General features: G+C 71.2%; 18 protein-coding genes. 10 read left to right on the forward strand and 8 right to left on the reverse strand.

Going from position 1 to position 21,906, the window contains the following annotated elements:
• Positions 1 to 204: 204 nt before the first annotated feature.
• Entirely contained in the window at positions 205 to 1,134 is a 930-nt protein-coding gene (locus COUCH_RS25090) for a hypothetical protein (RefSeq protein ID WP_249607654.1), read from the forward strand.
• Between the two features lie 130 nt (positions 1,135 to 1,264).
• Here COUCH_RS25090 and COUCH_RS25095 read toward each other — a convergent pair whose 3' ends face one another.
• Entirely contained in the window at positions 1,265 to 2,038 is a 774-nt protein-coding gene (locus tag COUCH_RS25095) for a methyltransferase (protein ID WP_249607655.1), read from the reverse strand.
• 350 nt (positions 2,039 to 2,388) lie between these two features.
• Here COUCH_RS25095 and COUCH_RS25100 point away from each other — a divergent pair, with 350 nt between their 5' ends.
• Positions 2,389 to 2,937: a helix-turn-helix domain-containing protein gene (locus COUCH_RS25100; RefSeq protein ID WP_346015939.1), complete on the forward strand. Its 549-nt coding sequence runs from the start codon at positions 2,389 to 2,391 to the stop codon at positions 2,935 to 2,937.
• A gap of 7 nt (positions 2,938 to 2,944) precedes the next feature.
• Positions 2,945 to 4,006 (forward strand): DUF3885 domain-containing protein, encoded by a 1,062-nt coding sequence (locus COUCH_RS25105; protein ID WP_249607656.1) that lies wholly within the window; start codon positions 2,945 to 2,947, stop codon positions 4,004 to 4,006.
• Between the two features lie 241 nt (positions 4,007 to 4,247).
• On the opposite strand, the gene COUCH_RS25110 is transcribed toward COUCH_RS25105, so the two are convergent.
• The gene (locus COUCH_RS25110) at positions 4,248 to 4,871 is read right to left on the reverse strand and encodes a hypothetical protein (protein ID WP_249607657.1); all 624 of its coding nucleotides are present in this window, start codon (positions 4,869 to 4,871) and stop codon (positions 4,248 to 4,250) included.
• Between the two features lie 647 nt (positions 4,872 to 5,518).
• Here COUCH_RS25110 and COUCH_RS25115 point away from each other — a divergent pair.
• The 3 genes from COUCH_RS25115 (at position 5,519) to COUCH_RS25125 (ending at position 10,230) form a co-directional block, all read left to right on the forward strand.
• Positions 5,519 to 9,418, forward strand: coding sequence for a hypothetical protein (locus COUCH_RS25115; protein WP_249607658.1), 3,900 nt, complete (start codon positions 5,519 to 5,521; stop codon positions 9,416 to 9,418).
• A 38-nt stretch (positions 9,419 to 9,456) separates the two neighbouring features.
• The gene (locus tag COUCH_RS25120; RefSeq protein ID WP_249607659.1) at positions 9,457 to 9,912 is read left to right on the forward strand and encodes a hypothetical protein; all 456 of its coding nucleotides are present in this window, start codon (positions 9,457 to 9,459) and stop codon (positions 9,910 to 9,912) included.
• A 96-nt stretch (positions 9,913 to 10,008) separates the two neighbouring features.
• Positions 10,009 to 10,230, forward strand: coding sequence for a hypothetical protein (locus COUCH_RS25125; protein WP_249607660.1), 222 nt, complete (start codon positions 10,009 to 10,011; stop codon positions 10,228 to 10,230).
• Here the strand turns inward: COUCH_RS25125 and COUCH_RS25130 are convergent.
• A complete protein-coding gene (locus COUCH_RS25130) occupies positions 10,227 to 11,345 on the reverse strand; it encodes a threonine synthase (protein ID WP_249607661.1) in 1,119 nt (372 codons plus the stop codon). The two genes, COUCH_RS25125 and COUCH_RS25130, sit on opposite strands and share 4 nt — an antisense overlap.
• A 218-nt stretch (positions 11,346 to 11,563) precedes the next feature.
• Here COUCH_RS25130 and COUCH_RS25135 point away from each other — a divergent pair, with 218 nt between their 5' ends.
• Positions 11,564 to 12,040, forward strand: coding sequence for an Hsp20/alpha crystallin family protein (locus COUCH_RS25135; protein ID WP_249607662.1), 477 nt, complete (start codon positions 11,564 to 11,566; stop codon positions 12,038 to 12,040).
• A gap of 478 nt (positions 12,041 to 12,518) precedes the next feature.
• Entirely contained in the window at positions 12,519 to 14,027 is a 1,509-nt protein-coding gene (locus COUCH_RS25140; RefSeq protein ID WP_249607663.1) for a GGDEF domain-containing protein, read from the forward strand.
• A gap of 191 nt (positions 14,028 to 14,218) precedes the next feature.
• On the opposite strand, the gene COUCH_RS25145 is transcribed toward COUCH_RS25140, so the two are convergent.
• The 3 genes from COUCH_RS25145 to COUCH_RS25155 form a co-directional block, all read right to left on the reverse strand.
• Complete coding sequence (locus COUCH_RS25145; protein ID WP_249607664.1) at positions 14,219 to 15,151, reverse strand: DUF5995 family protein; 933 nt, start codon at positions 15,149 to 15,151, stop codon at positions 14,219 to 14,221.
• 274 nt (positions 15,152 to 15,425) lie between these two features.
• Positions 15,426 to 16,865, reverse strand: coding sequence for an AMP-binding protein (locus COUCH_RS25150; protein WP_249607665.1), 1,440 nt, complete (start codon positions 16,863 to 16,865; stop codon positions 15,426 to 15,428).
• Positions 16,866 to 16,899: 34 nt separating this feature from the next.
• Positions 16,900 to 17,373 (reverse strand): class I SAM-dependent methyltransferase, encoded by a 474-nt coding sequence (locus COUCH_RS25155; protein ID WP_275979977.1) that lies wholly within the window; start codon positions 17,371 to 17,373, stop codon positions 16,900 to 16,902.
• On the opposite strand from COUCH_RS25155, the gene COUCH_RS25160 reads away from it, so the two are divergent.
• Positions 17,269 to 17,658: a TetR-like C-terminal domain-containing protein gene (locus tag COUCH_RS25160; protein ID WP_249607667.1), complete on the forward strand. Its 390-nt coding sequence runs from the start codon at positions 17,269 to 17,271 to the stop codon at positions 17,656 to 17,658. The two genes, COUCH_RS25155 and COUCH_RS25160, sit on opposite strands and share 105 nt — an antisense overlap.
• An 11-nt stretch (positions 17,659 to 17,669) precedes the next feature.
• Here the strand turns inward: COUCH_RS25160 and COUCH_RS25165 are convergent, their stop codons facing one another.
• Positions 17,670 to 18,785: an FAD-dependent monooxygenase gene (locus tag COUCH_RS25165; RefSeq protein WP_249607668.1), complete on the reverse strand. Its 1,116-nt coding sequence runs from the start codon at positions 18,783 to 18,785 to the stop codon at positions 17,670 to 17,672.
• Between the two features lie 104 nt (positions 18,786 to 18,889).
• On the opposite strand from COUCH_RS25165, the gene COUCH_RS25170 reads away from it, so the two are divergent.
• Complete coding sequence (locus COUCH_RS25170) at positions 18,890 to 21,067, forward strand: alpha-galactosidase (RefSeq protein ID WP_249607669.1); 2,178 nt, start codon at positions 18,890 to 18,892, stop codon at positions 21,065 to 21,067.
• A 103-nt stretch (positions 21,068 to 21,170) separates the two neighbouring features.
• Here the strand turns inward: COUCH_RS25170 and COUCH_RS25175 are convergent, their stop codons facing one another.
• Entirely contained in the window at positions 21,171 to 21,803 is a 633-nt protein-coding gene (locus COUCH_RS25175) for a hypothetical protein (RefSeq protein ID WP_249607670.1), read from the reverse strand.
• Between the last annotated feature and the right edge of the window lie 103 nt (positions 21,804 to 21,906).

Here is a 21,906-nt window from a genome sequence, read left to right on the forward strand (position 1 = left end):
GTCCCGGCCACCCGGATTGCGGTAGACGCTGTCAGCGGAGGTTGACGGCCTCCTCCGGCCGACGCTGGGGCTCCGGAGAAACCTGTCGTGGCGGGGATCCGGGTCAGCCGGCCATCGACAGAGCAATCGCCATCGCACTGCCACCGTCCGCCCAACGCCGTCCCGTTGCACGAGTACTTGCCCTGACCTGCTCAAATTGGGGCCATGACCGAGGAGATCGAAGCGCGGCTCGTCGAGGTTGCCGGACTGGTCCGGGAGGCCGAACTGCTCCGAGTCCGGCGCGCCGAGCTGGACCGACGTCACGCCGAGCACGCGGCCGCCGTGACGGAGCTGCGGCGGAGCTGGGCCGGCGAGGTCCGCGACGTGGAGCGGCTGGAGAGCGTCTCGCTGTCCCGAGTCCTGGTCGCATTGCGCGGCGCGTACTCCGAGGAGCTATCCCGTGAGCGGGCGGAGGCGGACGCGGCCCGCTACCGGGTCGCCGAGGCGGAGAGCCGGCTGGCCGCGATCCAGACGGAACGCGAGGCGGTCGAGGCTCGGCTGACCGCCCTGGCCGATGTGCCGGCCCGGTTCGCCGCGGCGATCGACGACAAGGAGCGCCACCTGGTCGGGAGCGGTGATCCCCAGGTCGCCCGCCTGCTGGCGCTGGCAGACGAGCGCGGCCGGGTCGAGGCGGAGCTGCGCGAACTACACGAGGCGGTCAGGGCAGCCGAAGCGGCGCTCGGCGCTCTAGGAGAGCTGCGACGTCAGCTCGACCTGGCGTCCAGCCGCCAGACGACCGACAACCTGCTCGGCGGGGCAGTGTCCGTGAGCCAGCCACACTGGCTCGACGCCGTGGGCTGGGCGGCGTCGAACGCCGACCGCTGCCTGGCCGTCCTGCACGCCGAGCTTACCGACGTGGGCCTGGCCCAGCCGCTGGGCAACGTCCCGCGCCCGATCACGCGGCCGGCCGGCTTTCAGGCGGTGTTCTTCTCGAACATGCTCATCCGGGAACAGATCAACCGAGCGAGCCGCGACGCGGACGAGTCGCTCCAGCTGATCGCTGGGATACACCGGGATGTTTCTGTACGCGCCCAGACGGCCCGCGCTCGCTGGAACGCGCTGCACAGCGAACGGCAACAGCTTCTCACCACCTGACACCGACACCTGCGGTTCGTTGCGATCTGTCTACTCACGTGCGCAAGGGTGAGGGACTTAGGTTCCTTGCGGCGGACGTTCGGGTGCGCCGGACCGATCTATGCGGACGCTGTGGTGGCGATGGCGGGAGCTATTCCGGGCGGCGTCCCCATGCCGATATCAGAGGCGCGAGAGTGAGGTCGAGCTCGCCGGCGTTGATGGCGGCCAGGTGGGCGTCGATCTCGGCGTCGTCGGCCAGCCCTGCGGCGAGCAACTCGGCGCGGACCATGCGCACCGTCGCGGCCTCCAGCCGGTCGCAGGCTGCTCCGCCGACTGGAAAGAAGCCGGCCGCTGCGACATCGACGAGGCCGGCCGTACGCAAGGCTCGCGGCAGCGTACGGCCGTAACGCATGTCGGCGCCGCGGCGGGTCATCAGCTCCCGGACGGCGCGCCGCAGCCGGTTGGCGCGCTGCTGTGCCGGGCCGACCTCGTCGAGGCAGGCCAGCGGCTGCAGCTCGGTGTCGGCGTCCTCGACCAACAGCCAGCCGCCGGGGCGCAGTGCCGCCACCATCGCCGCCAGCGCCCGGGCACGGTCGGGTACGTGGACGAGCACGAGCCTGGCGTGCACCAGATCAAACGTGCCTGGCTGCGGCGGCGGGTCCCTGACAATGTCGTGCTCAAGCACCTGGTACGTGCCGTGCCGGTCCAACCAGGCAGGATTGATGTCCGTGGCCAGTACGTGGCCGGTCGGTCCGACGGCCGCGGCGAGTGCCTCGGGAATGCTGGGGCCCCCGGCGCCGACTTCCCAGCAACGCCAGCCCGCCGTCACTCCGAGCCGATCGACATGCCCCCGGGTGACACCGTCGAACAGCTCGGCCAGCCAGCCGAACCGCTCGCCCGCCTCCACCTTGGCGTTGTCGAGCAAATAGCGGCGATCCGGAGTAGACCCAGAGGTATGCGGCGATGAGGGGCCGGACGGGTTCACCGGCCCGCCTGCCGTCGGGTCCGGCTCGAACGCGGGGCCGGCGAGGGCCGCGATGAACTCATTCCTACATCCTGACGACCTACCGCGCGCCACGTCAGTGCGACACGAGATGAATCTAGACAACCCTTCACTCCAGCGAAGCAGCCCGCCCTAATCGGTACGGCCTCCGTGTCTCGTCCCGGTCAGGGTCCGTTGGCGTTCACCTTTGATGGCTCAGCGACCAGGAAGGTCAGCAGCTGCTGCGCATCACCCGTAGAGGTACCGGTTCACCGATTCGATTACGGCGGGCGATGGTGGTGCTCGCCTCGGCCGGTGGGAACACCGTGCCCGCGATCGCTCGCCTCGTGCAGGCCGATGAGGATACGATCCGGCAGGTCATTCACCGGTTCAACGAGATGGGCATGGCCAGCCTGGACCCTCGGTGGGCGGGTGGCCGTCCCCGCCTGATCAGTCCTGACGACGAGCAGTTCATCGTCACGACGGCCAACACTCGCCCCGAAAGCCTGGGCCGACCGTTCACCCGGTGGAGCGTGCGCAAGCTCGCCGACTACCTCACCACGCTGGCCGCCCGCCCGATCGCGATCGGGCGGGAGCGGCTGCGCCTGCTGCTGATCAAGCACGGGATCAGCTTTCAGCGGACCAAGACCTGGAAAGAGTCGACCGACCCCGACCGGGATGCGAAACTCGCCCGCATCGAGCATGTGACCAGTCATTTCCCGCAGCGGGTGTTCGCGTTCGACGAGTTCGGCCCCCTCGCCATCCGCCCGCAGGCCGGTTCCGGCTGGGCGCCGAAGGGCCCGCCGTGTAAGCGCTCCGGAAACGGCCACGTTTTGCGATGATCTTCGTGTGGTAGCGGGCTGGCGGACACTTGCGGAGATCAGCAGGGCGTTCGAACGATACGAATCGAACCTCGGCTGGCAACGACCGAGACTGCACGGCATCGGCTTCGTCGAAGGCGCCGACGAGATCAGTTTCGTACGGGTCAACGACGACGAGGACGTGCTGGCCGCCGCGGTGCTTGCCACGGTCACCGGTTGGCACGGAAGCACCGGCTCAGTCCGCCTCGGTAAGAGCAAACTCGCGAAAGCCATCAAGCGCCTCACACCCGCCGATGCCTGCCGGGAAGCCGACCGAGCGAACCTACGAATCTGGCGCGAAATCCATGGCTGGTCCTGGATCGGAGAGTACGTCCGCGGAGGCAACCTGATCGCCGTCTTCGACGCCGACCCGCAAGCGCCCAGCGAGGATCCCTACGTCGTCGCGCTGCGGCAAGTCATCGCATCAGGACGACAGTCCGTCCCTCCAGACGACGTCTGGGTATGGCCGCCGCCCAGTGGCCGCCACCCATTGCAGGACGCCTGGGAGGCCCGTTGGCCACATCTTGAGCCGATCGGCTCCCGGCTGCGCCAGGACACGGACGGCTGGGTACGTTTCCACAGTCTTCCAGGCTCCAAGCGCTACGCCGAAGTGCCCTCGGAGTACACGACGATCCTTCATCGGCACAACATCGTCCTGCACGAACTGGGCGCGCAGAGCTGCGACCTGCTCGTGATCACCTCGCAGCTCGCCTTCACCCCCACACCAGAACGTCGCGATCCAGCACTGAGTGACCTGCTGCCCGACGCGGAATGCTGGCTGGTGCTGTCCTGGCCCCACCTGGATCCCACCCTGGCCTACGCACACGCCTACGTCAGCCGCATCAGGTGGCAGCCCGGGCGCCTGGATGAACTGCTTCGCAAAGTCGCCGACGACGAAATCGACGATGTGATCATCACGCCGTCCGATCTGGCATGGTTATACGCACCGTACGACGGAGGCGCAGACGTCATCCTCAGCAGCCCAGAACTACGGGACGACTTACGGGACCGGCATCGCGATTGGCTCTCGCGCCACCCCAGCGGACACTGACAATTGAAAGACCCATGTCGCCGATGTGGGCGTCGATGGGCGATGCCGGCAACACCGGGGCTGTCGCGATACCCATGACGTCGTGGCGGACGCCGTACTCATTTGCCGCCGATCGGGCACCTCGGCTGGCGGCCCAACCGTCACGCTTCGTGGTCGACCAGCGTGCGGACGGCGCCCAGAAATGCCGACGAGAGTGCGCTCGGCATGCGACAAAGCGCGTTGTGGTCGCTGAAACCAGGTATCAGCAGCCGGGGCTCAGGGGAAAAATCTTATGATCCATCGGCGCCGATCCAGGAGGCAGGCTTCGAGAGGACCATTGTGTCGTCGGATCCGTTGGCGAGGTCGACCCTTTTAAGTCTGGCAAATATCCTGCCCAGTTGGCATCGACGGCAAGGAGCCACACTTCCGCCGCGCTTTTCCCGGTCGGGACCTTCGCGGACCATTTGTCATCCGCCTCCCTCTCGACCGAAACAAAATAGATACGCTGGGTGCCCTGGTCTCGCTGCGCAACGACGTACACCGATCCATTCGGTGGGGCGCCGCCTTCGACCAATATACCGGCCATGCTGCAGGCGGCCAAGGGTTCCGCCGGCTCCACAAAATGCGCATTCGCAGCCTGCCTCGAATTGCTCTGAACTGAGCCTATGGTCGGCTTCGCTGAGCCATCAGTTACTTTCTGCCGTAGCCCAAATCCCAATGCCGTTCCGGAAATGGCCAGTAGTACTCCCACAGCGGCAGCTCGCCCCTTCGATTCGGTGAATCCCCTACGCAGAAGTGCCACGATGCATAACAATATTGAGGCGGCAGCAACAGCAATCATCGTGATTCGCGCCGGGGCTGAGGCAAGCTGCTCTGCATTTGCCACGAGACTGACTATTACAGCGACGGCCGTCGAACCGCTAGCGCTTGCGACTGTTTTGAACCAGTCGACTCACCAGTACCGCCGCCTTGTCCCGGTTCCACAGCATTTTCGTCGCTCATCTACACCTTCGAGTGCGCCGGAGAACATGGCCTCGTTCTGAATAACTCAAAGCAATAAGCATTGCAAGAGTTTGAGCGAAATCTCTTGGAGGCGGAGCCGCAGGACCTCATCAGCCGGTGCATTGATCTGCCGCCGATAACGCCCGTTCACCCGACGACCTCGACCTGCCCGTGGCTTGATCGGGCGGGCGGCGGTGGGAGCAAACTGGGAGCAGCGGGCCGCTCCCAACGGCACTGAACGCGCTCAACGGGTCTGAGCTGCGCTAAACGCCGCTGCAAAACTGCAGGTCAACCTCGGGAGGTTGATAGGCGTATGTCGGCGGTTTCGGCAAACCCGGGGGTGTACCAGGCGACGAGCGCGACGCGGGTCAGCGCCGGGCCTGTCCGTTGCAGCGGAGCGACGCAGGTGCGCTGAGCTCAAGTTTGAGTCAATACCCGCTGTGAGCCCGCTGCGTGTGCCGATGAGGGCCCCGGTGTAGCCGTGCCTGGTGGGCCTCGCGCACGGATCTTGCAGTGATTCGGGCAAGGTCCGTGTGTTCGAGGCCCCGTTCAGGGCGACGGTTATCGACTAGGAACGGGGCGAGTGTGTTCAAGGCGGTTTTCGGTTCGCGGCTGGCACGTCGGCGTTCCGGTGTCGTGGCAGCATGCGGTGCGGTCGCAATGCTGGCTGGGGTCGTCCCAGCGGCGCCGGCGCAGGCGGCGGAGTCCACGCCGGTGGCGTGGCAGACGCCCGGCACCGATATCCGCGGCGTGGTCTCGACTCCGACGCTGTCCGGCTTTGTGAGCAAGCTCGGCGGTGTCGCGATCATCGGCGACACGGCGTACATGGCCGACGACGGATACATCGTGCGGGTCAACAAGCGCGGCGGGGCCGTGACCTGGATCGCGGGTTCGACGGAGAAGGGCTGCGCCGACGCCGACACCGGGGCTGCGGCCCGGTTCAACGGCGAAACGGGTTTGTGGTCCGGGCGGCCGGTGAGCGTACCGGTGGTCATCGGCACCGATGGACGCCTGCTGTATGTGCGCGACGACCGGTGCGGCCTGCGCACGGTCGACCCGACTACCGGTGCCACACGCACCATCCGCGACCTGCCCGGCAGCGGCGAAAGCGGCGGCCTGCCACGCAGCATCTCCGTGGCCGGCCAGACGCTATACACGGCGCAGTCGAACAGCCCGACAGATAGCACCGTCTACGAACGGGACCTGGCCACCGGCTCCGACAAGGTGTTGGCCTCGGTCCCGGAGTTCCTCGATGTGATCCTCGCCGACGGCAAGTACGTGTGGGCGTGGGCTATGCAGCACATGTACCGCATCGACCGCAACACGCGCGAGCTGGTTGAGATGCCGTACGCGTTCAACTGGTCGGCGCAGGACATCACCGACCGCGGCAACGGCCCGTACTGGGACGGCCAGGTCGTCTCGGTCGGTGACTACTTTTACTTCGTCGCCCCCGGCTTCTACGACTGGAACAAGATCGGCCGCATCCACAAGTTCACCGGAGAACGCAGCGAATTCGTCAGTGGGATCGGCATCCCGGAGGGTGACACCGACTTTTGGAACTACCCTGACGGCACCTTCAAGTACCTTACCGGGCTCGGCTTCGACGGCCATGACCTGTACATCACCGAGTACGGCTCTCAGTACTCCGCCATCCCGGAGTCGCACCTGCACGTCGTGTCCCAGGGCAGGAAGCTGCCGCAGCCTCCTCCCCCGCCGCCGACGTCCGATCCGTCGGGTCAGCCGCCGGCGCCACAGAACCGGCCGCAGCTCGACGCGTTGGAAGTCACCCAGTCCGTGCAGGATCTGGACAACTCGGTGCCGCTGGTGGCCGCCAAGCCCACGGTGGTGCGCGCTTACCTGAGCACGCCGGGTGATCCCGTGCGGACCCTCGGCCGGCTGCGCGGCTTCGCCGGCGGGCGCGAGCTGCCTGGCAGCCCGCTGACCGCGGTCAACGACGCCCCGGGTGTCCTGGTCGATGATGATTTGGCGAACGACCGCGCCTCGTTGGACCGCACTTTGAACTTCAACCTGCCGGCGTCCTGGACGGCCCAGGGCCAGACCGAACTCGCGCTGGAACTACCCGGCGGGTTCTCCTGTCCGGGCGCGGAAAGCAGTCTGACTATGCCGTGTTCCAAGATGCTCACCTTCGGCGCCTCCCCCTTCGCCGCCGACGTGGAGTTCAGCGCGGTCAGCTGGCCGGAAGGCGGCACTCGGGTCGAACCCTCGTACACCGACCTTCTGGAGCAGTCCGAGCGCACCTGGAGCCAGTTGCCGACGACCGGCTGGCACGCCACGTTCGCCAAGCTGGAGATGGACAAGCGCCCCACGATCGACGAGGTGAACGAGGCGCTGGTCGTCAACCGGTACATCTCCCGCCACTTCGGCGACAAGCGCTGGTACGGCGTGCTGCACGGCAGTGCCGGCGTCCGCCAGATCGGCGGGAAGGCGACGGCGGCGGTCGCGTCCGGCTGGGACGACTACGCCACGAGCTCGACAGCCGGCGGCTACGGACGTAACCGCGCCGTGCACGAACTGGGCCACACCTACGGGCTGAACCACTCAGTGAACGCCGCCGAGAACGGCTACAAAGACTTCCTGGGGCTCTGGCACACCGCGAAGCTCGGCTGGTGCGGTGAAGAGGCCGACGACGACGCGCCTGACTACCCGGACGGGGTGTACATCGGCACCCACACCATGGCGGCACTGGGCCCAATCGGTGATCGGCGGCGCGAGATCTGGGGCATGGATCCCCGGTTCCTCGGGACCAACGAAGCGGCGGCGGTTTCCTCGCCCTGGACCACGGCGTCGCTGATGTCGTACTGCCAGGAAGGGCTCACCAGCACCCAGATGCGGTGGATCGGCCAACGCGACTACCGACAGCTGCTCTCCGGTGACCGGGACCCGATCAGCGGCTGGGACACCGCGTCCCGGCCGGTCGGCACGGGCCTGACCCTGCGCGGGATCATCGCGGCCGACGGCGCGAGCGCTCAATTCAAGCCGGCCCTGGCGGTCGACCTGGCACCCACCCCCAGCGACCCTGACGGCACCCATGAACTGGTCCTGCAGGACGGAGTGGGTGCGGTGCTGCACAGCGTGCGGTTCACCCCCGAACGCCAGGACGCCGACGCGGGGCTGGACGGCGCCGGGGTCGGCCCGCAGGCGTCGCTGTTCAACGTCGTCGTCCCCGCCAACCTGACCGGCGTCGCCCGGGTCCAGCTGCGCACCGCCGACGACGGTCGCACCCTGGCCATCACGACCACCACGACGGTCGCGCCGAAGGTCTCAGTCGACACTCCGGCCACCGGCAGCAGCACCGAGCGGCTCACCATCTCCCGGTCCTCACGTGACGCCGACTCGCCCTCGCTGGCCAACACCGTGCTCTACAGCGCCGACGGAGGCACCAGCTGGCAGGTCATCGGGGTCGACATCACCGGCTCGTCGATGTCGGTGCCGCGATGGTCGCTGCCCGGCGGCACCCACGCCCAGCTCAAGGTGATCGCCAGCGACGGAATCCGCAGCACCGCCGCGGCCTCCAAGACCTTCTCGTTGCCCGACCTGGCGCCCATGGTCACTGTGTCCGCCCCGGGCACGGGCAATGTGTTCACCGGCGAACAGGCCATCTCGTTCGCGGCCCAGGCCAACGACGTCGAGGACGGCCACCTCGACGGCACCGCGGTGCACTGGTCCTCGGACCGCGACGGCCCGCTCGGCACCGGCGCCCACCTGCCATGGCGCGCCGACCAACTCAGCGAGGGCCAGCACGTCATCACCGTCACCGCCCACGACTCAGCAGGCCACACCAGCACCGCAACGGTGCGGATCACCGCGCAGCGAGTGGCTTCGCCGCCGAAGACGGTCAACCTAACGCCCACGGTCGACGTCCTCACCCCCGGCGCGGGGCAATCGTTCGCCGGAACGCAGAGCATTCCGTTCACCGCCCAGGCCAACGACGCCGAAGACGGCCACCTCGACGGCACCGCAGTCCAGTGGTCTTCGGACCGCGACGGCCCGCTCGGCACCGGCGCCCAGCTGCCGTGGAGCGCTGACCAGTTCAGCCTCGGCGAGCACCTCATCACCGTCACCGCCCGCGACTCCGCGGGCCAGACCAGCACGGCCACGGTCCGGATCAGGGTTGTCTCCGCGTACGCCTTCGGCGGCTTCGAAGCGCCGGTGGCGACGGCGGGACCGACCACCGTCAAGGCCGGGAGCACTATCCCGCTGAAGTGGTCGATCTTCGGTCCCGGCGTGAACGCCGGAACCGTCGCCTCGGCCCGGTTCCTCAGCGACGGGGCGAGCTACAAAATGGTCAAGTCCGGCCCGTCGTGGCACGTCAACGTGCAGACTCCCAAGATGTGGGCGACAACCACCCAGCTCTTCCGGATCACGCTCGTCGACGGGTCCACGTACGACGCGAAGTTCACCCTGACATGAGCCGGCCCCGATTCAGGAGGTCGCTAGCGGTGCGAGCAGTGGCAGTGCTACTGCTCGCGCCACTGGTGGCCGCATGCACCGGCCCGTCACACGACGACGGCCTGACTGGTCAAGCCGTCGTCCTGGACGACACCGGGCGCGGCGAATCGCCGATCGACAAAGGTTGGATCATCGCTGTGCCAGCCGCAGTCGTCGATGATCTCTGGAGAACCACTGGCAATAAGCCCGTCGACAGGCAGAACCTGAAGGGCGTATCTGCGCGAGTCAGCCGTGACCAGGTGACCCAGGCTGGCGGCGTGGTCGCCGCCCTGGACGATGACGGCGAGTTCGTCCTACCCGCCAAGCAAGGCCCGCACCTCATCTGCTATCTCGAATCGGCCGATATTGGGGGCGGCGAGGTGGTTCAGGGCTGCGGGTTTCTGACCCTCCCAGCGTCCGGCGAACTGGAGATCACCGACGGAGAACCCGGCTTCTCCGTCGGCATGAAGGAGTAGCGGTCCCGGGAACCGACGACGACACATCGATAGTCGAACAGCGGGCAACTAGCCGTTGCAACCCCGGCCAGCTCAGCGTTGCAATCCCACACGTTCATGCCGCTGCCGGGCACGCCGTGGCGCGACGCCCCGCCCGGCGACGTGGCCCCGGAGACCGTCTCCGAGGTGGACCGGCTGTCGCAGCGTGGTGCCCTCTACGGCCACTGGCAGAAGCAACGCGACCACGCCGTCCGCCTGGCCGCCGCCGCGGAGGCGTACCCCCGCCCCGGTCGCAGCCGTACGATCCTGCCGACGCTGCCCGCCCGGGACAGCTGCTAGGCCAGCAGGCGCGCCACGGTGTCGGCCGTTTTCAGGGCCGTACCCGTCAGGACGGCGACCGTCGTCCCGCCGGGCCGCAGCGTGCCGGCGGCCCGGAAGGCGCGCAGGGCCGGCAGCACGGTCGCGCTGGTCGGCTCCGCGTAGAGGCCCCGGGACGCGAGCTCGTGGGTCGCAGCGACGATGTCCGCCTCGGGCACCGTGGTCATGGCGCCGTCCGTCGCCCGGATCGCGGCGAGGACCTCACGGTCACGGACCGGCCGGGCGATGGCCGTACCCTCGGCGACCGTCGGTCTCCACTCCCGGGGCGTGACCGATTCCGATCCGGCGGCGAACGCGGCCGCGAGCGGCCCGCAGTTGTCCGGTTGCGCGACCAGCAGCCGGGGGCGCCGGCTGATCGACCCCGCGGCCAGCAGCTCACCGAAGCCGAGGTGCAGACCCAGGACCAGGCTGCCGCCGCCGCACGGCACGACGACCGCTTCCGGCGCCGTGCAATCGAGGTCCTCCCAGATCTCGTACGCGAGAAGCTTGACGCCCTGCAGGAAGAACGGGTGCCAGCTGTGGCTGGCGTAGAACGTCGACGCCGACCGCCGCACGGCCTCGTCCGAGGTGTCCTGGCGGGTGCCCGGCACCAGCTCCACCGTGGCGCCGTGCATCCGGCTCTGCTGGATCTTCGCGGCCGACGTCCCCTCCGGGGCGAGGATCGTGGCGTGGATGCCGGCCGCCGCCGCGTACGCCGCGACCGAGGAGCCGCCGTTGCCGCTGCTGTCCTCCAGCATCTCGGTGACGCCCTGCTCCCGCAGCGCCGACATCATGACGCTGGTGCCGCGGTCCTTGAAGCTGGCGGTCGGGTTGAACCACTCCGGCTTGACGTGCACGGTCAGCCCATCGACGTCGAGCGGCAGGAGCGGGGTCGTGCCCTCCCCGAGCGTCACGGGTGGTCCGGCTTGCGGGGGCAGCGCCGCGGCGTACCGCCACTGCGAGCGGACCCTGGTGTCGATGTCGTCACGGGTGATGCCCGGCAGCGGCCGGACCATGAGCGGCGAACCGTCGTCGCCGCGCCATCGAGGCTCGGCGAGCGGGTATTCACGGCCGGACCGGTCGACGAGGCTGGTCATGCCGCCGATCCTCGCAGACCGCGGAGGTGCCGGAAAATCTTGCCGGAAGGGGTTGGCACTCAAGGCCGGACAGTGCTAGAAAATGAAGTGTCGCTGCAGCTCAACCGCGGTGATGAACCACCTCGGGTGTGCTGCACAGACCTCGGCAGAGCTGATCCGATCGCCGAGCGCCACGCGCCCGCCGGAACGGCCGGCGGGCCTCACGAGGAGGTGCATCCGTGGTGCTGACTTTCGATCCTTTCCGCGAGTTCGACCGCCTGGCCGGGCAGATGTTCGGCACCGCTTCCGGTGCCGCCGGCGCCCCCACCGTGGCGATGCCGATGGACCTGTACCGCTCCGGTGACCACTTCGTCATGCACTGCGACCTCGCCGGCATCGACCCCGGCTCGGTCCAGGTCGACGTGGACAACCACGTCCTGACGATCCGCGCGGAGCGGTCCCCGCGCACCGACAACGACGTGCAGTGGCTGCGCCGCGAACGGGTCACCGGCACCTTCGAGCGGCGCCTCACCCTCGGCGACGGCCTCGACCTCGACAAGATCTCCGCGACCTGGCAGGACGGCGTCCTCACGCTGACCATCCCGGTCGCCGAGGCCGCCAAGCCCCGCCGCATCGAGATCTCCCGCGGCCCCGGCCACGACCGCCAGGTCCTCGAGGGCACGGCGCAGGACGCGCCCGCCATCTCCCACACCTGATCCCGGCGCACCTGGTGAAGGGCCGGGCGGGCGGTGCGCCCGTCCGGCCCCTTCTCCCCGGGCGGCTCACGTCGGTGACCCTCCCCCGCGCCGCCGCGGCCCGGCGGCGGCGCAGCGGACTTGCCGGGTGCGGAGCCCACGCCGCGCCCGGCAGGACCGCGCCCCGACGGAGGCCGGGCGGGCGGTTCGCCCCCCGCACCTTCAGCCCCGGCGGGCAGTCGAGCCGCCGGGCTTTCGCTCGGGCGGGCGGTGCGTCCGCCCGGCTGCACTCCACCCGGCGGGCGGTTCGCCCGCGGTGAGTGGTCCATCCCGGGCGGGCGGTACGCCCGCCCGGGAACGCCGCGCGCCGTTCACCGACGGCAACGGACCGTCCAGCGCCCGATTCCTCCCCCTGCCGCCGTCGGCGTACTAGGGTCATGCGCTGAGAGTCGCGTCGTAAGCGCTCAGGGTCGCCGCCCGGGTGCCGATGGACCGGAGCGTGAACGTGGGCGCCGAGACCGTGGAAGCCGTCGAGAGCCTGGTCGCGGACGTCTACGTCAGTCATGCGGGCCTCGCCGGCCGGGCCGCCGAGCTGGTCCGCCGCGCCGAGGCCGCCGGGGACCGCCGGCACGCCGACCTGGGCCGGCTCGTCGTCGCCGAGCTGCACAACCGGGGCGGGCGGGTCGCCGAGGGCGTACGCCAGGCCCGTGAGGTGCTCGCCGGCACCGACGACCGGATCGTCGTCGCCCACGCCCACGCGGTGATCGCCGGTGGGTTGTGGCGGATCGGGGACAACGCCGACGCGGTGCGGCACGCGTACCCGGCGAACCGGATGCTGGTGGACGGCGATCCGCCGGTGCTGCGGGTCGACCACGCGATCATCCTGGCGCTGCAGGTCAACGATCAGCGCATCGGCGGCATCTCGCACGAGGAGTTCCGGGCCGCGCAGGAGCTCGCCGACGCCGCCGGGGTGCCCGCGCTGATCCTGGCCAACCTCAACAACTGGGCGTGGTGCTCGTACACGCACGGGGATCTGCAGTCCGCCGCCGCGCTGGTGCAGCGGATGCGGGAGCACAGCGCCGCGACCGGTGAGCCGCTGAACGCCTCCTGCGCCGACACCGTGGCGCGGATCCTGCTGGAGACCGGGCGGTCCGCCGAGGCCACCGCCGTCATCGAGCAGGCCGTCGCGTCGGCGCAGCCCACGGACTCCGACGCCATCCCGGCCGCGATGATCACTCTGGCCGACATCCAGAGGCGTGAGGGCAATATCGGTACGGCTCTGCGTACGCTCGAGGAGTGCCGGCGGACGGCCGCGCGCGATCACCTGCCCGACGTCGACGCCCTGGCGCTGCGGATGATCGCCGGATGCCACGCCGAGCTGGGCGACTTCCGGGCCGCGTACCAGGAAATGGTCGACTTCCACGAGGCCTGGACCCTGCGCCGGTCCGAGCGCAGCGAGGTCGTGGCCCGGGTCGCGCACGCCCAGTACGCGGTCGACGAGGCACAGCGCACCACCGAGCGGTTCCGGGAGATGGCCGAGCGCGACGCGCTGACCGGGCTGTGGAACCGGCGCCGATCCGACGCCCACCTGGCCGCGGCGCTGGACGAGCCGGCGGCGGCCCGGGGGCCGGTGAGCGTCGCGCTGCTCGACCTCGACCACTTCAAGCTGATCAACGACACGTTCAGCCACGCGGCCGGGGACGTGGTGCTGCGCCGGGTGGCCGCCATCCTCGCGGAGGCGGACGGGCATGCCGGGCGGCACGGCGGCGAGGAGTTCATCCTCATCCTGAACGTGGACCGGGCGGAGGCGGCGCGGCGCTGCGAGGCGTTGCGAGCGGCGATCCACGCGTACGCCTGGGAGAGCGTGGCCGCCGGCCTGCGCGTCACCGCCAGCATCGGGCTGGCGGTGCTGCGGCCCGGCGACGACGCCCATTCGGTGGTACGCCGCGCCGACGAGAATCTCTACGCCGCCAAGCGCGCAGGCCGCAACCGCCTGATCGCCGAGTAACCCCCGCTTGCGGCTGCGGAAGGCCTCCGCCGGAAGCAGCCCGCCGGGCAACCGCAAGACGGCGCCGGCAGCGGGCCGGACAGGCGGAGGTACCCGCCGGGTGCGGCCCGAGAAGACTGCCGGAAGCGAGCGGTCTTAAAAGGCCGGAAGCGGCGGGAAGCAGTCCGGAGTGCGACGACCCCTGCCGGACGTCAGCGGCGGAAGATGCGCTGCAGGCCGCTGCGGCACACGTCCCGGCCGGCGCGCAAAGCCGCGCCCGTCCGGTTGACCACCCCGTCGCTCGTGATGAGCAGTTCTCCCACGTACGCGGAGGCTCTGTCCATCACCAATGCCGCGCGGGCCAGGTCCTCCTCGTCCTCGCGGAGTTCCCACAGCCGCTGGGCCTGGTCCCACGCGTGGGCCCGGGTCGCGGCGACGAGGACTCGCTGGCTCCAGTCGTCGAGGTCGCCGAGCAGGCCGTCGATGCGCAGCTGCCAGGGCGTCGAGTAGCGGCGGCGCAGGCGGGGGATCTCCTGGTAGAAGATCTTGTTGACGAGCAGGTAGTCGGGGTGGATCGGGTCGTCCTCGGCGGGCGCGCCGGTGCTTCTCCAGGTGGCCACCAAAGCCCAGGCCAGGTCGTGGTTGATGTGCGCGTTGACGCCCAGCATCGCCGCGGCGAGCCTGCTGACGCGCTTGTCCTGGGCCCGGCGGAAGAGCACCTCCCAGGCATCGGGCGTGTTCAGGTTCTCGTCGCCCCACAGGCGCAGCGCCTCGAAGTACCGCTTGGCGAACTCGACGTCGAGCATCTCGAGGAAGTCGGCGTCGTGCACGTCGCTGCTCTTGAGCGCGCCGGCGACGCGGTCGGTGATGGTGAAGTACAGCGAGTTGAACGAGGCGACGCGGTTGGCCGCGGGGGGCGGCAGCGTGTCCATGATCTCCTGGGCTTTGCGCAGCCCGCGGAGCACGTCGCCGATGGTCTCGACCCGGCAGGCGCACAGGTCGGCCATCTCGCGGGAGGCGGGTTCCCAGCCGCCGCCCTTCGGCACCAGGCCGGGCTCGTCGCGCGCGATCCGCCGCCGCTCCTCGCGCAGCAGCTCGGCGCTGCTCTGCACGCCCCCGCGATCGAACTGCACTGTCGTGGTCATACCGGCCCCCGGCCCCCCAGATCATCCCGTACGGTGCTCCACCCTGCTCACGCACCGGCCGGTTGACCAGTGTCGAGGCGGTTACCCGACAGTAGAGCCGGGACCCGGCGGCAGGACGGCCAACCGGGCGGTGTCGCTGGTGCCTCCGCCGATGATCACCCCGGCCCGCCGGCCGGTGCGCGCCTTTTTCGCGACCGGGGCGGCGCCGCTTGCCGGGCTCGCGGGCGGCGACAGCGACGGCCCGGGCGTGGTTGCCCGACGATCGCCGGCGCGCTCAGCCCTCCCTCAGGCGGCTCTTCTGCACCTTTCCCATGCCGTTGCGCGGCAGCTCCGGGACCAGATGCACGACCCGGGGCCGCTTGTGGGCGGCGAGGCGGGCGGCGACGAACGCGACGAGCTCGTCCGGCGCTGCGGACCCGTCGGCGACCACGAAGGCGGTGATCTGTTCGCCCAGGTCCGGGTGGGGCGACCCGATCACGGCTGCTTCGCGTACGGCGGGATGCAGCAGCAACGCGTCCTCGACCTCGCCCGCGCCGACCCGGTATCCGCCGGTCTTGATGAGGTCGGTGGAGGCGCGCCCGACGATGCGGTGCCAGCCGTCGGGGCCGATCGTGGCGACGTCGCCGGTGGCGTACCAGCCGTCGGCCAGCGGCGCGGGGGTGATGCCGTGGCCGCTCAGGAAATCGCCGCCCCCAGCGGCGGAGCCGGACCCGCGCACGTACCCGTCGAAGAGGGTGGCGCCGCGGACCTGGAGCTGGCCGATGGCCGCACCGTCGGCGGGCAGCGGGGTGCCGGCGTCGTCCACGAGGCGGGTCTCGACGCCGGAAAGCGGCAGTCCGACGTGCCCGGCCCGGCGTTCCCCGGCCGCGCGGGCGCTGACGGTGATCAGGGTCTCGGTCATGCCGTACCGCTCGACGGGCGCCTGGCCGGTCAGTGCGACGAGGTCGTCGAAGACCGGCACGGGGAGCGCGGCGCTGCCGGAGACGAGCAGCCGGGCGCCGCGCAGGGCACGGGCGGCGGCCGGGTCGGCGCACACCCGCGACCACACCGTCGGTACGCCGAAGTAGAGGGTGCCCTCGGCCGCCGCGTACGCCTGCGGGGTGGGCCGTCCGGTGTGCACGAGCCGCGACCCGGTCCGCAGCGCGCCGAGCACGCCCAGCACCAGCCCGTGGACGTGGTACAGCGGGAGCCCGTGCGCGAGCGTGTCCGCGGTGGTCCACTCCCAGGCCGAGGCGAGCGCGTCGAGGTCGGCGGCGATGGCGGCCCGGGAGAGCACCACGCCCTTCGGCGGCCCGGTCGTGCCGCTGGTGTAGAGGATCAGCGCGGGCGCGGCGGCGGGCGGCTCGGCGGGCGCCGGCGCGGATCCCGCACGTCCGGAGATCGGCACGACGGGCAGCCCGCTGGTCCCGGCCGCGGCCGGGTCGTCGGAGAGCAGGACCGCCGCGCCCGAGTCCCGCAGCACGTGCGCGCGTTCCAGCTCGCCGGCGTCCGGCGGCACGGGCACGACGGGAACCCCGGCGAGCAGCCCGGCGGTGACCGCCACGATCGTCGGCAGGCCGGGCACGGCATGCACCGCGGCGGTGCCGGCGCCGGCGAGCTCCGCCGCGAGGGCCGACGCCCGCCCGAGCAGCTCGTGCCGCGACAGCACGCCCTCCGGCGCGGTGACCGCACGATCCAGATCAGCCTCGCCGTGGAGGGCCCCGAGCAACCGCATGCCCCGATGATTCCCCATCCCGGTGCCCCGGTGCTCAGCCGGACGACGAACCTGTGGACAACGGCCCCGGCACGGTCGCGCTCAACCGGGCCACGAACCGTCGGACGACGTCGCGGCGTACCGCATCGGCGCCGAAGGCGGCCCGCACCTCCCGGGTCGCGCCCCGCAGCATCCACCGGACGTCGTAGATCCAGAGCCGGCCACCGGGGCGCAGCACCCGGCGCAGGTCGCGGACGGCCCCGGGCACGTCGGCCCAGTGGTGCTGGCTCAGCGACGACACGATCAGGTCGAACGTCGCGTCCTCGAACGGCAGGCGGGCGACGTCCGCGACGGCGTACGCGACGTCGGTCCCGGCACCGGCGGCCCGGGCGTGCTCGATCATCTGCGGCGACAGGTCGACGGCGTGGGCGAGGACCTCCGCCGGGAGCTCGACGGGCTGGCCGCGGGCGGCCGGCACGTGCAGCCGGACAGTCCCGTACGGGTGGTGTTCGAGCACGCCCACCGCCACCGGGCCCTCTACCGGGCCATGTGCGGGCGCCGCGGCGAGACGGTCGCCACGCGGTATCTGCACCGGACGCTGGTCGAGAGCCTGCACGCACATCTCGACGAGGTCGGCACGCGCTGTCCCGCGGCGATCGTCGCGGAGTATCACGGCAGCGCCCTGGCCGGCGTGCTCGTCCGCTGGATCCGCGAGGACTTCCCGGTGGATCCGGCCACGATGGCCCGGATCTGCCGGGACCTCACCGCCGCCGGGGTCACCGCGAGCCTGTCCGATCCGTCGCGGCACGGCTGAGCGCGTACGCCTCAGATCGGCTCAGCCATGGCGGCGTGCCCGCTCTGATGCAGCGCGCGCACCTCATCGTGGCGGCCCTGCCGCTCGCGGCGGCCGATCTCCACGGAGGTCTCCACGACGGCCCGCGCCCGCTCGTGCCGGCGGCGCTGGTACGCCATGAACGCCTCCGGCAGCGCGTCCGGCCCGGCGGTGACCTCGGCGGCGAGCACGACCGCGTCCTCGATGGCCAGGGCCGCGCCGCTGACCATCTGCGGCGAGGGCGCGTGCGCGGCGTCCCCGGCGAGCACACCGAGCCCGGCGTGCCAGGGACCGGTCAGGAAGAGCGTGTGCACCGGGCGGCGGACGACCTGGGCCGGTTCGGTGATGGTGTCGCGGACCTCGGCGAACCGGCCGCCGAAGGGGGCGAGCAGGTCGCGCATCCGCCCGGCCAGCTCGCTCTCGGGGGCGGGCCGGGCTTCGACGGCGCTCTCGGTCAGGAAGACGTACGCCTGCCGCGCGGAGATCGGGATGACCCCGGTGGTGCCGCTGGACCCGGCGAAGATGTGCACGTCGGTGGCCCAGTCGGGGCGCTCGATGAGGGCGCGCCAGACCATCTGGCCGGCGTACCGGGGCTCGGCGTCCAGGCCGAGCTGGGCGCGGGTCCGGGACCGGATGCCGTCGGCGCCGACGACGTAGTCGGGCGTACGGGCGCTGCCGTCGCTGAGCCGTGCCGTCGCCCGCCCGTCGTCGTGGCACAGCGAGGCGACCGACACGCCGGTGCGCAGCGTGGCGCCGAGGCTGGTGGCCGCCTCGCGCAGGATGCGGTGCAGCGCCGGGCGGCCGATGCCGACCTCGACCGGCTGCCGGGGACCGAGCACGCTCGGCGGCTCGACCACGGCGCGGACGACGCCGGCCGCGTCGCAGTGCACCGTGCGGTGGATGGGGTGGCCGGCGTCGGCGCAGGCGCCGGCGAGGCCGAGGGTGCGCAGCGCCCGCAGCGCGGGACCGGTCAGGCTCAGGCCCCAGCCGGCCACCTCCCAGCCCGGCCGGATCTCGAGCACCTCGGCGTGATGGCCGGCTCGGCGGGCGGCGACCGCGTGCGCCAGCCCGGCGATCCCGCCTCCCACCACCAGGACGGACAGACCCATCTCGGCACGCTCCCGGATCGGACGGCATGTCGCTCCAGTGTGGACGCCCAGGGTCTCCGCCCGCCACCCCGCCGCGTCACTTGACGGGGCCGTACCACCCCCGCATGCTGCCCGTGATGGAGAACTCGGTGGCCGTGGCCCTCACCGCGGGCGGGGTGACGGTTCTCGTCGACCTGGGCCGGCGCGAGCTGCCGGGGGTCACGTACTGGGGCCCGGAGCTGCCCGGGCTGGACGCGGAGCTGGCCGCGGCGCTGATCGCCACGGCGGTCCCGGTGGCCGGGCCGAACGACGCCGAGCAGCGCCCGCGGGTGGCGTTGCTGCCCGAGCACCGCACCGGCTGGCTGGGCCGGCCCGGGCTCAGCGGTTCCTTCGCGGGGGTGGACTGGTCGCCCGCCTTCACCACGACGTCGGTGATGCTCGACGGGGTGCCGGTCACCGGGTTCACCGCGGCCGGCGCGGGCCGGCTGGAGGTTCTGGCGGCCGACGACGCCGGCCGCCTGGAGCTGCGGGTCGTCCTGGAGATGCTGCCGCCGGGCCTTCTCCGGGTACGCGCTGCCGTGCGCAACCTCGCCCCGGAGCCGTACGGGGTGGACGACCTGGTGCTGGCGTTGCCCGTACCGCCCGAGGCGGCCGAGCTGCTGGACTTCGGCGGCCGGCACACCCTGGAGCGCGTGCCCCAGCGCGGTCCCTTCGGCTTCGGCACGCACGTACGCGAGAACCGCAAGGGCCGCACCGGCGCGGACAGCGCGTACCTCCTGCACGCCGGCACGGCGGGGTTCGGGTTCGCCGGAGGCGATGTGTGGGCGGTGCACACGGCGTGGAGCGGCAACCACGTGCACTACGCCGAGCAGGTCTTCACCGGGGAACGGCTGATCGGCGGCGGCGAGCTGCTGCTGCCGGGCGAGGTACGGCTGGCGGCCGGCGAGGCGTACGAGAGCCCGTGGGTCTACGCCGCGTACGGCCGCGGCCTCGACGACGTCGCCCACCGCTTCCACCGGCATCTGCGCGCCCGCGAGCGTCCCGTCCCGGCGCAGCGGCCGGTGACGCTGAACGTGTGGGAGGCGGTCTACTTCGATCAGGACGCCGATCGGTTGCTCGACCTGGCCGAGCGGGCCGCCGCCCTCGGCGTGGAACGGTACGTCCTCGACGACGGCTGGTTCTCCTCGCGGCGCGACGACCGGTCCGGGCTCGGCGACTGGGTGGTGTCGCGCGACGTGTGGCCGGCCGGGCTGCACCCGCTCGTCGACCGGGTCCGCGAGCTCGGCATGCAGTTCGGCCTGTGGTTCGAGCCCGAGATGGTCAACCCCGACTCCGGCGTCGCCCGCGCCCACCCCGACTGGATCATGGCAGCGCGCCCGGAGTGGCCGGTCGAGTCCCGCCACCAGCAGGTGCTCAACCTCGCGATCCCGGAGGCGTACGAGCACGTGAAGTCCCAGATGGTCGCGATCCTCGACGAGTACGCGATCAGCTACGTGAAGTGGGACCACAACCGCGACCTGGTGGAGGCCGGCGACCGCACCCGCCGGGGCCGCCCGGGCGTGCACGCGCAGACGCTGGCCTTCTACCGGCTCCTGGACGAGCTGCGGGCCGCGTACCCGGACCTGGAGATCGAGTCGTGCTCGTCCGGCGGCGCCCGGGTGGACCTGGCCGTGCTGGAACGCACCGACCGGGTCTGGGTCTCGGACAGCATCGATCCGCACGACCGCCAGCGGATGCTGCGGTGGACCACCCAGCTCGTGCCGCCGGAGTTCCTCGGCGCGCACATCGCCTCGGGCCGCTCCCACGTCACCGGACGCCACCACGACCTCGGCTACCGCGCCGCGACCGCGATCTTCGGCCACCTCGGCATCGAGTGGGACCTCGCCGGGGCCACCGACGCGGAACTGGCCGACCTGACCCAATGGATCGCCTTCCACAAACAGGAACGCGGCCTCCTGCTCGCCGGCGACCTGATCCGGATGGACGGCTATGACGACCGGATCCTCGTGCACGGCGTCGTGGCGCCGGACCGGTCCCGCGCGCTGATCGCCATGGCGGTGACGGACAGCATCCTGCCCGACCCGGCGGCCCGGCTGCGCTTCCGCGGCCTCGGCCCGGACCGTCGCTACCGCCTCCGGCCGGTGACCGTCGGCCGCGAACCGTCCGGCCTGATCCCACCGCGCTGGTGGGGCGCGGACCGCTCGGGGCAGGTGCTCACCGGCGCGGCGCTGGAGCGGGCCGGGGTGGCGTGCCCGCGCGTGCACCCGGATCAGGTGGTCCTCTACCGGGCCGACGCGGTCTGACCGGCAGTCGCGCTCCGGCAGCCGCACCCGGCGCGGCCAGGACCTCCGGGTGCCGGCCGCCGCCGCCTCGTGCAGCAGCGTCACCTCGTCCCCCGTGCCTCGGTCAGGCGGCCGGTGTGCCCGTCACCCGGAAGCCGCGGGTGCGGCCGATGTTGTCGAACGAGCCGAACCCGGCCCGTCCCGACCCGAAGGTGGTGTCCCGGGCCGTCATCAGCGGATCCCCCGCACCGTCCACGTACACCGCGATCTCACCCGTGGCCGGCAGGTGCCGGACCCGTACGGAGTGCCAGTCGGCGTCCACCACCGCGGGATTTGCACCGCGCGAGCGGCCGTTCCACTGGTGGTCGATGCGTTCGCGGTCGGCGTTGTCCACCTTGAAGATGCCGTTGTGCGGGTAGATCGTGTTGTCCGTCGACAGGTGGACGTAGTAGAACTCCGTGTCCGAGCGGTAGCCGAAGACGATGACGACGTCCCGGTCGGTGATCTCCACCGGTTCGTCGAGGCGGACGTCGGCGCGGATCTCCACCGAGGACATGGGCGGCCCCGCGGTCAGGATCGCGTACTCGAAGGGGCGGCGGGGGCCGGGGCGTTGCTCCCCCGGCTCGGCGAGGATGACCTCGCGGCCGGTGAACTCCCACTTCGACCGGGTGACCGGCGCCCAACTGGCGGACCGCGCGGTGTCCCGGACGTCGGTCGTGCCCACCGGGCCGGCCGCGTAGGTCTCCGTGCCGGTCATCTTCGCGACCTTACCGTCGTCGGCGAGCGGCGGGTACCGCCCGTCGCATGGACTCGGACTTTTGCACAGGAAGACAGAAGTTCTCACTGATTGCAGCGAAGTT

The sequence above is a fragment of the Couchioplanes caeruleus genome, assembly GCF_023499255.1.
Classification (GTDB): Bacteria; Actinomycetota; Actinomycetes; order Mycobacteriales; family Micromonosporaceae; genus Actinoplanes; species Actinoplanes caeruleus_A.

What these genes read in the sequence shown, in the direction of transcription:
- COUCH_RS25090 (WP_249607654.1), top strand. Translation starts at nt 205, where the DNA reads ATGACCGAGGAGATCGAAGCGCGGCTCGTCGAGGTTGCCGGACTGGTC.
- COUCH_RS25100 (WP_346015939.1), top strand. Translation starts at nt 2,389, where the DNA reads ATGGTGGTGCTCGCCTCGGCCGGTGGGAACACCGTGCCCGCGATCGCT.
- COUCH_RS25125 (WP_249607660.1), top strand. Translation starts at nt 10,009, where the DNA reads ATGCCGCTGCCGGGCACGCCGTGGCGCGACGCCCCGCCCGGCGACGTG.
- COUCH_RS25130 (WP_249607661.1), bottom strand. Translation starts at nt 11,345, where the DNA reads ATGACCAGCCTCGTCGACCGGTCCGGCCGTGAATACCCGCTCGCCGAG.
- COUCH_RS25145 (WP_249607664.1), bottom strand. Translation starts at nt 15,151, where the DNA reads ATGACCACGACAGTGCAGTTCGATCGCGGGGGCGTGCAGAGCAGCGCC.
- COUCH_RS25150 (WP_249607665.1), bottom strand. Translation starts at nt 16,865, where the DNA reads ATGCGGTTGCTCGGGGCCCTCCACGGCGAGGCTGATCTGGATCGTGCG.
- COUCH_RS25165 (WP_249607668.1), bottom strand. Translation starts at nt 18,785, where the DNA reads ATGGGTCTGTCCGTCCTGGTGGTGGGAGGCGGGATCGCCGGGCTGGCG.
- COUCH_RS25170 (WP_249607669.1), top strand. Translation starts at nt 18,890, where the DNA reads ATGCTGCCCGTGATGGAGAACTCGGTGGCCGTGGCCCTCACCGCGGGC.
- COUCH_RS25175 (WP_249607670.1), bottom strand. Translation starts at nt 21,803, where the DNA reads ATGACCGGCACGGAGACCTACGCGGCCGGCCCGGTGGGCACGACCGAC.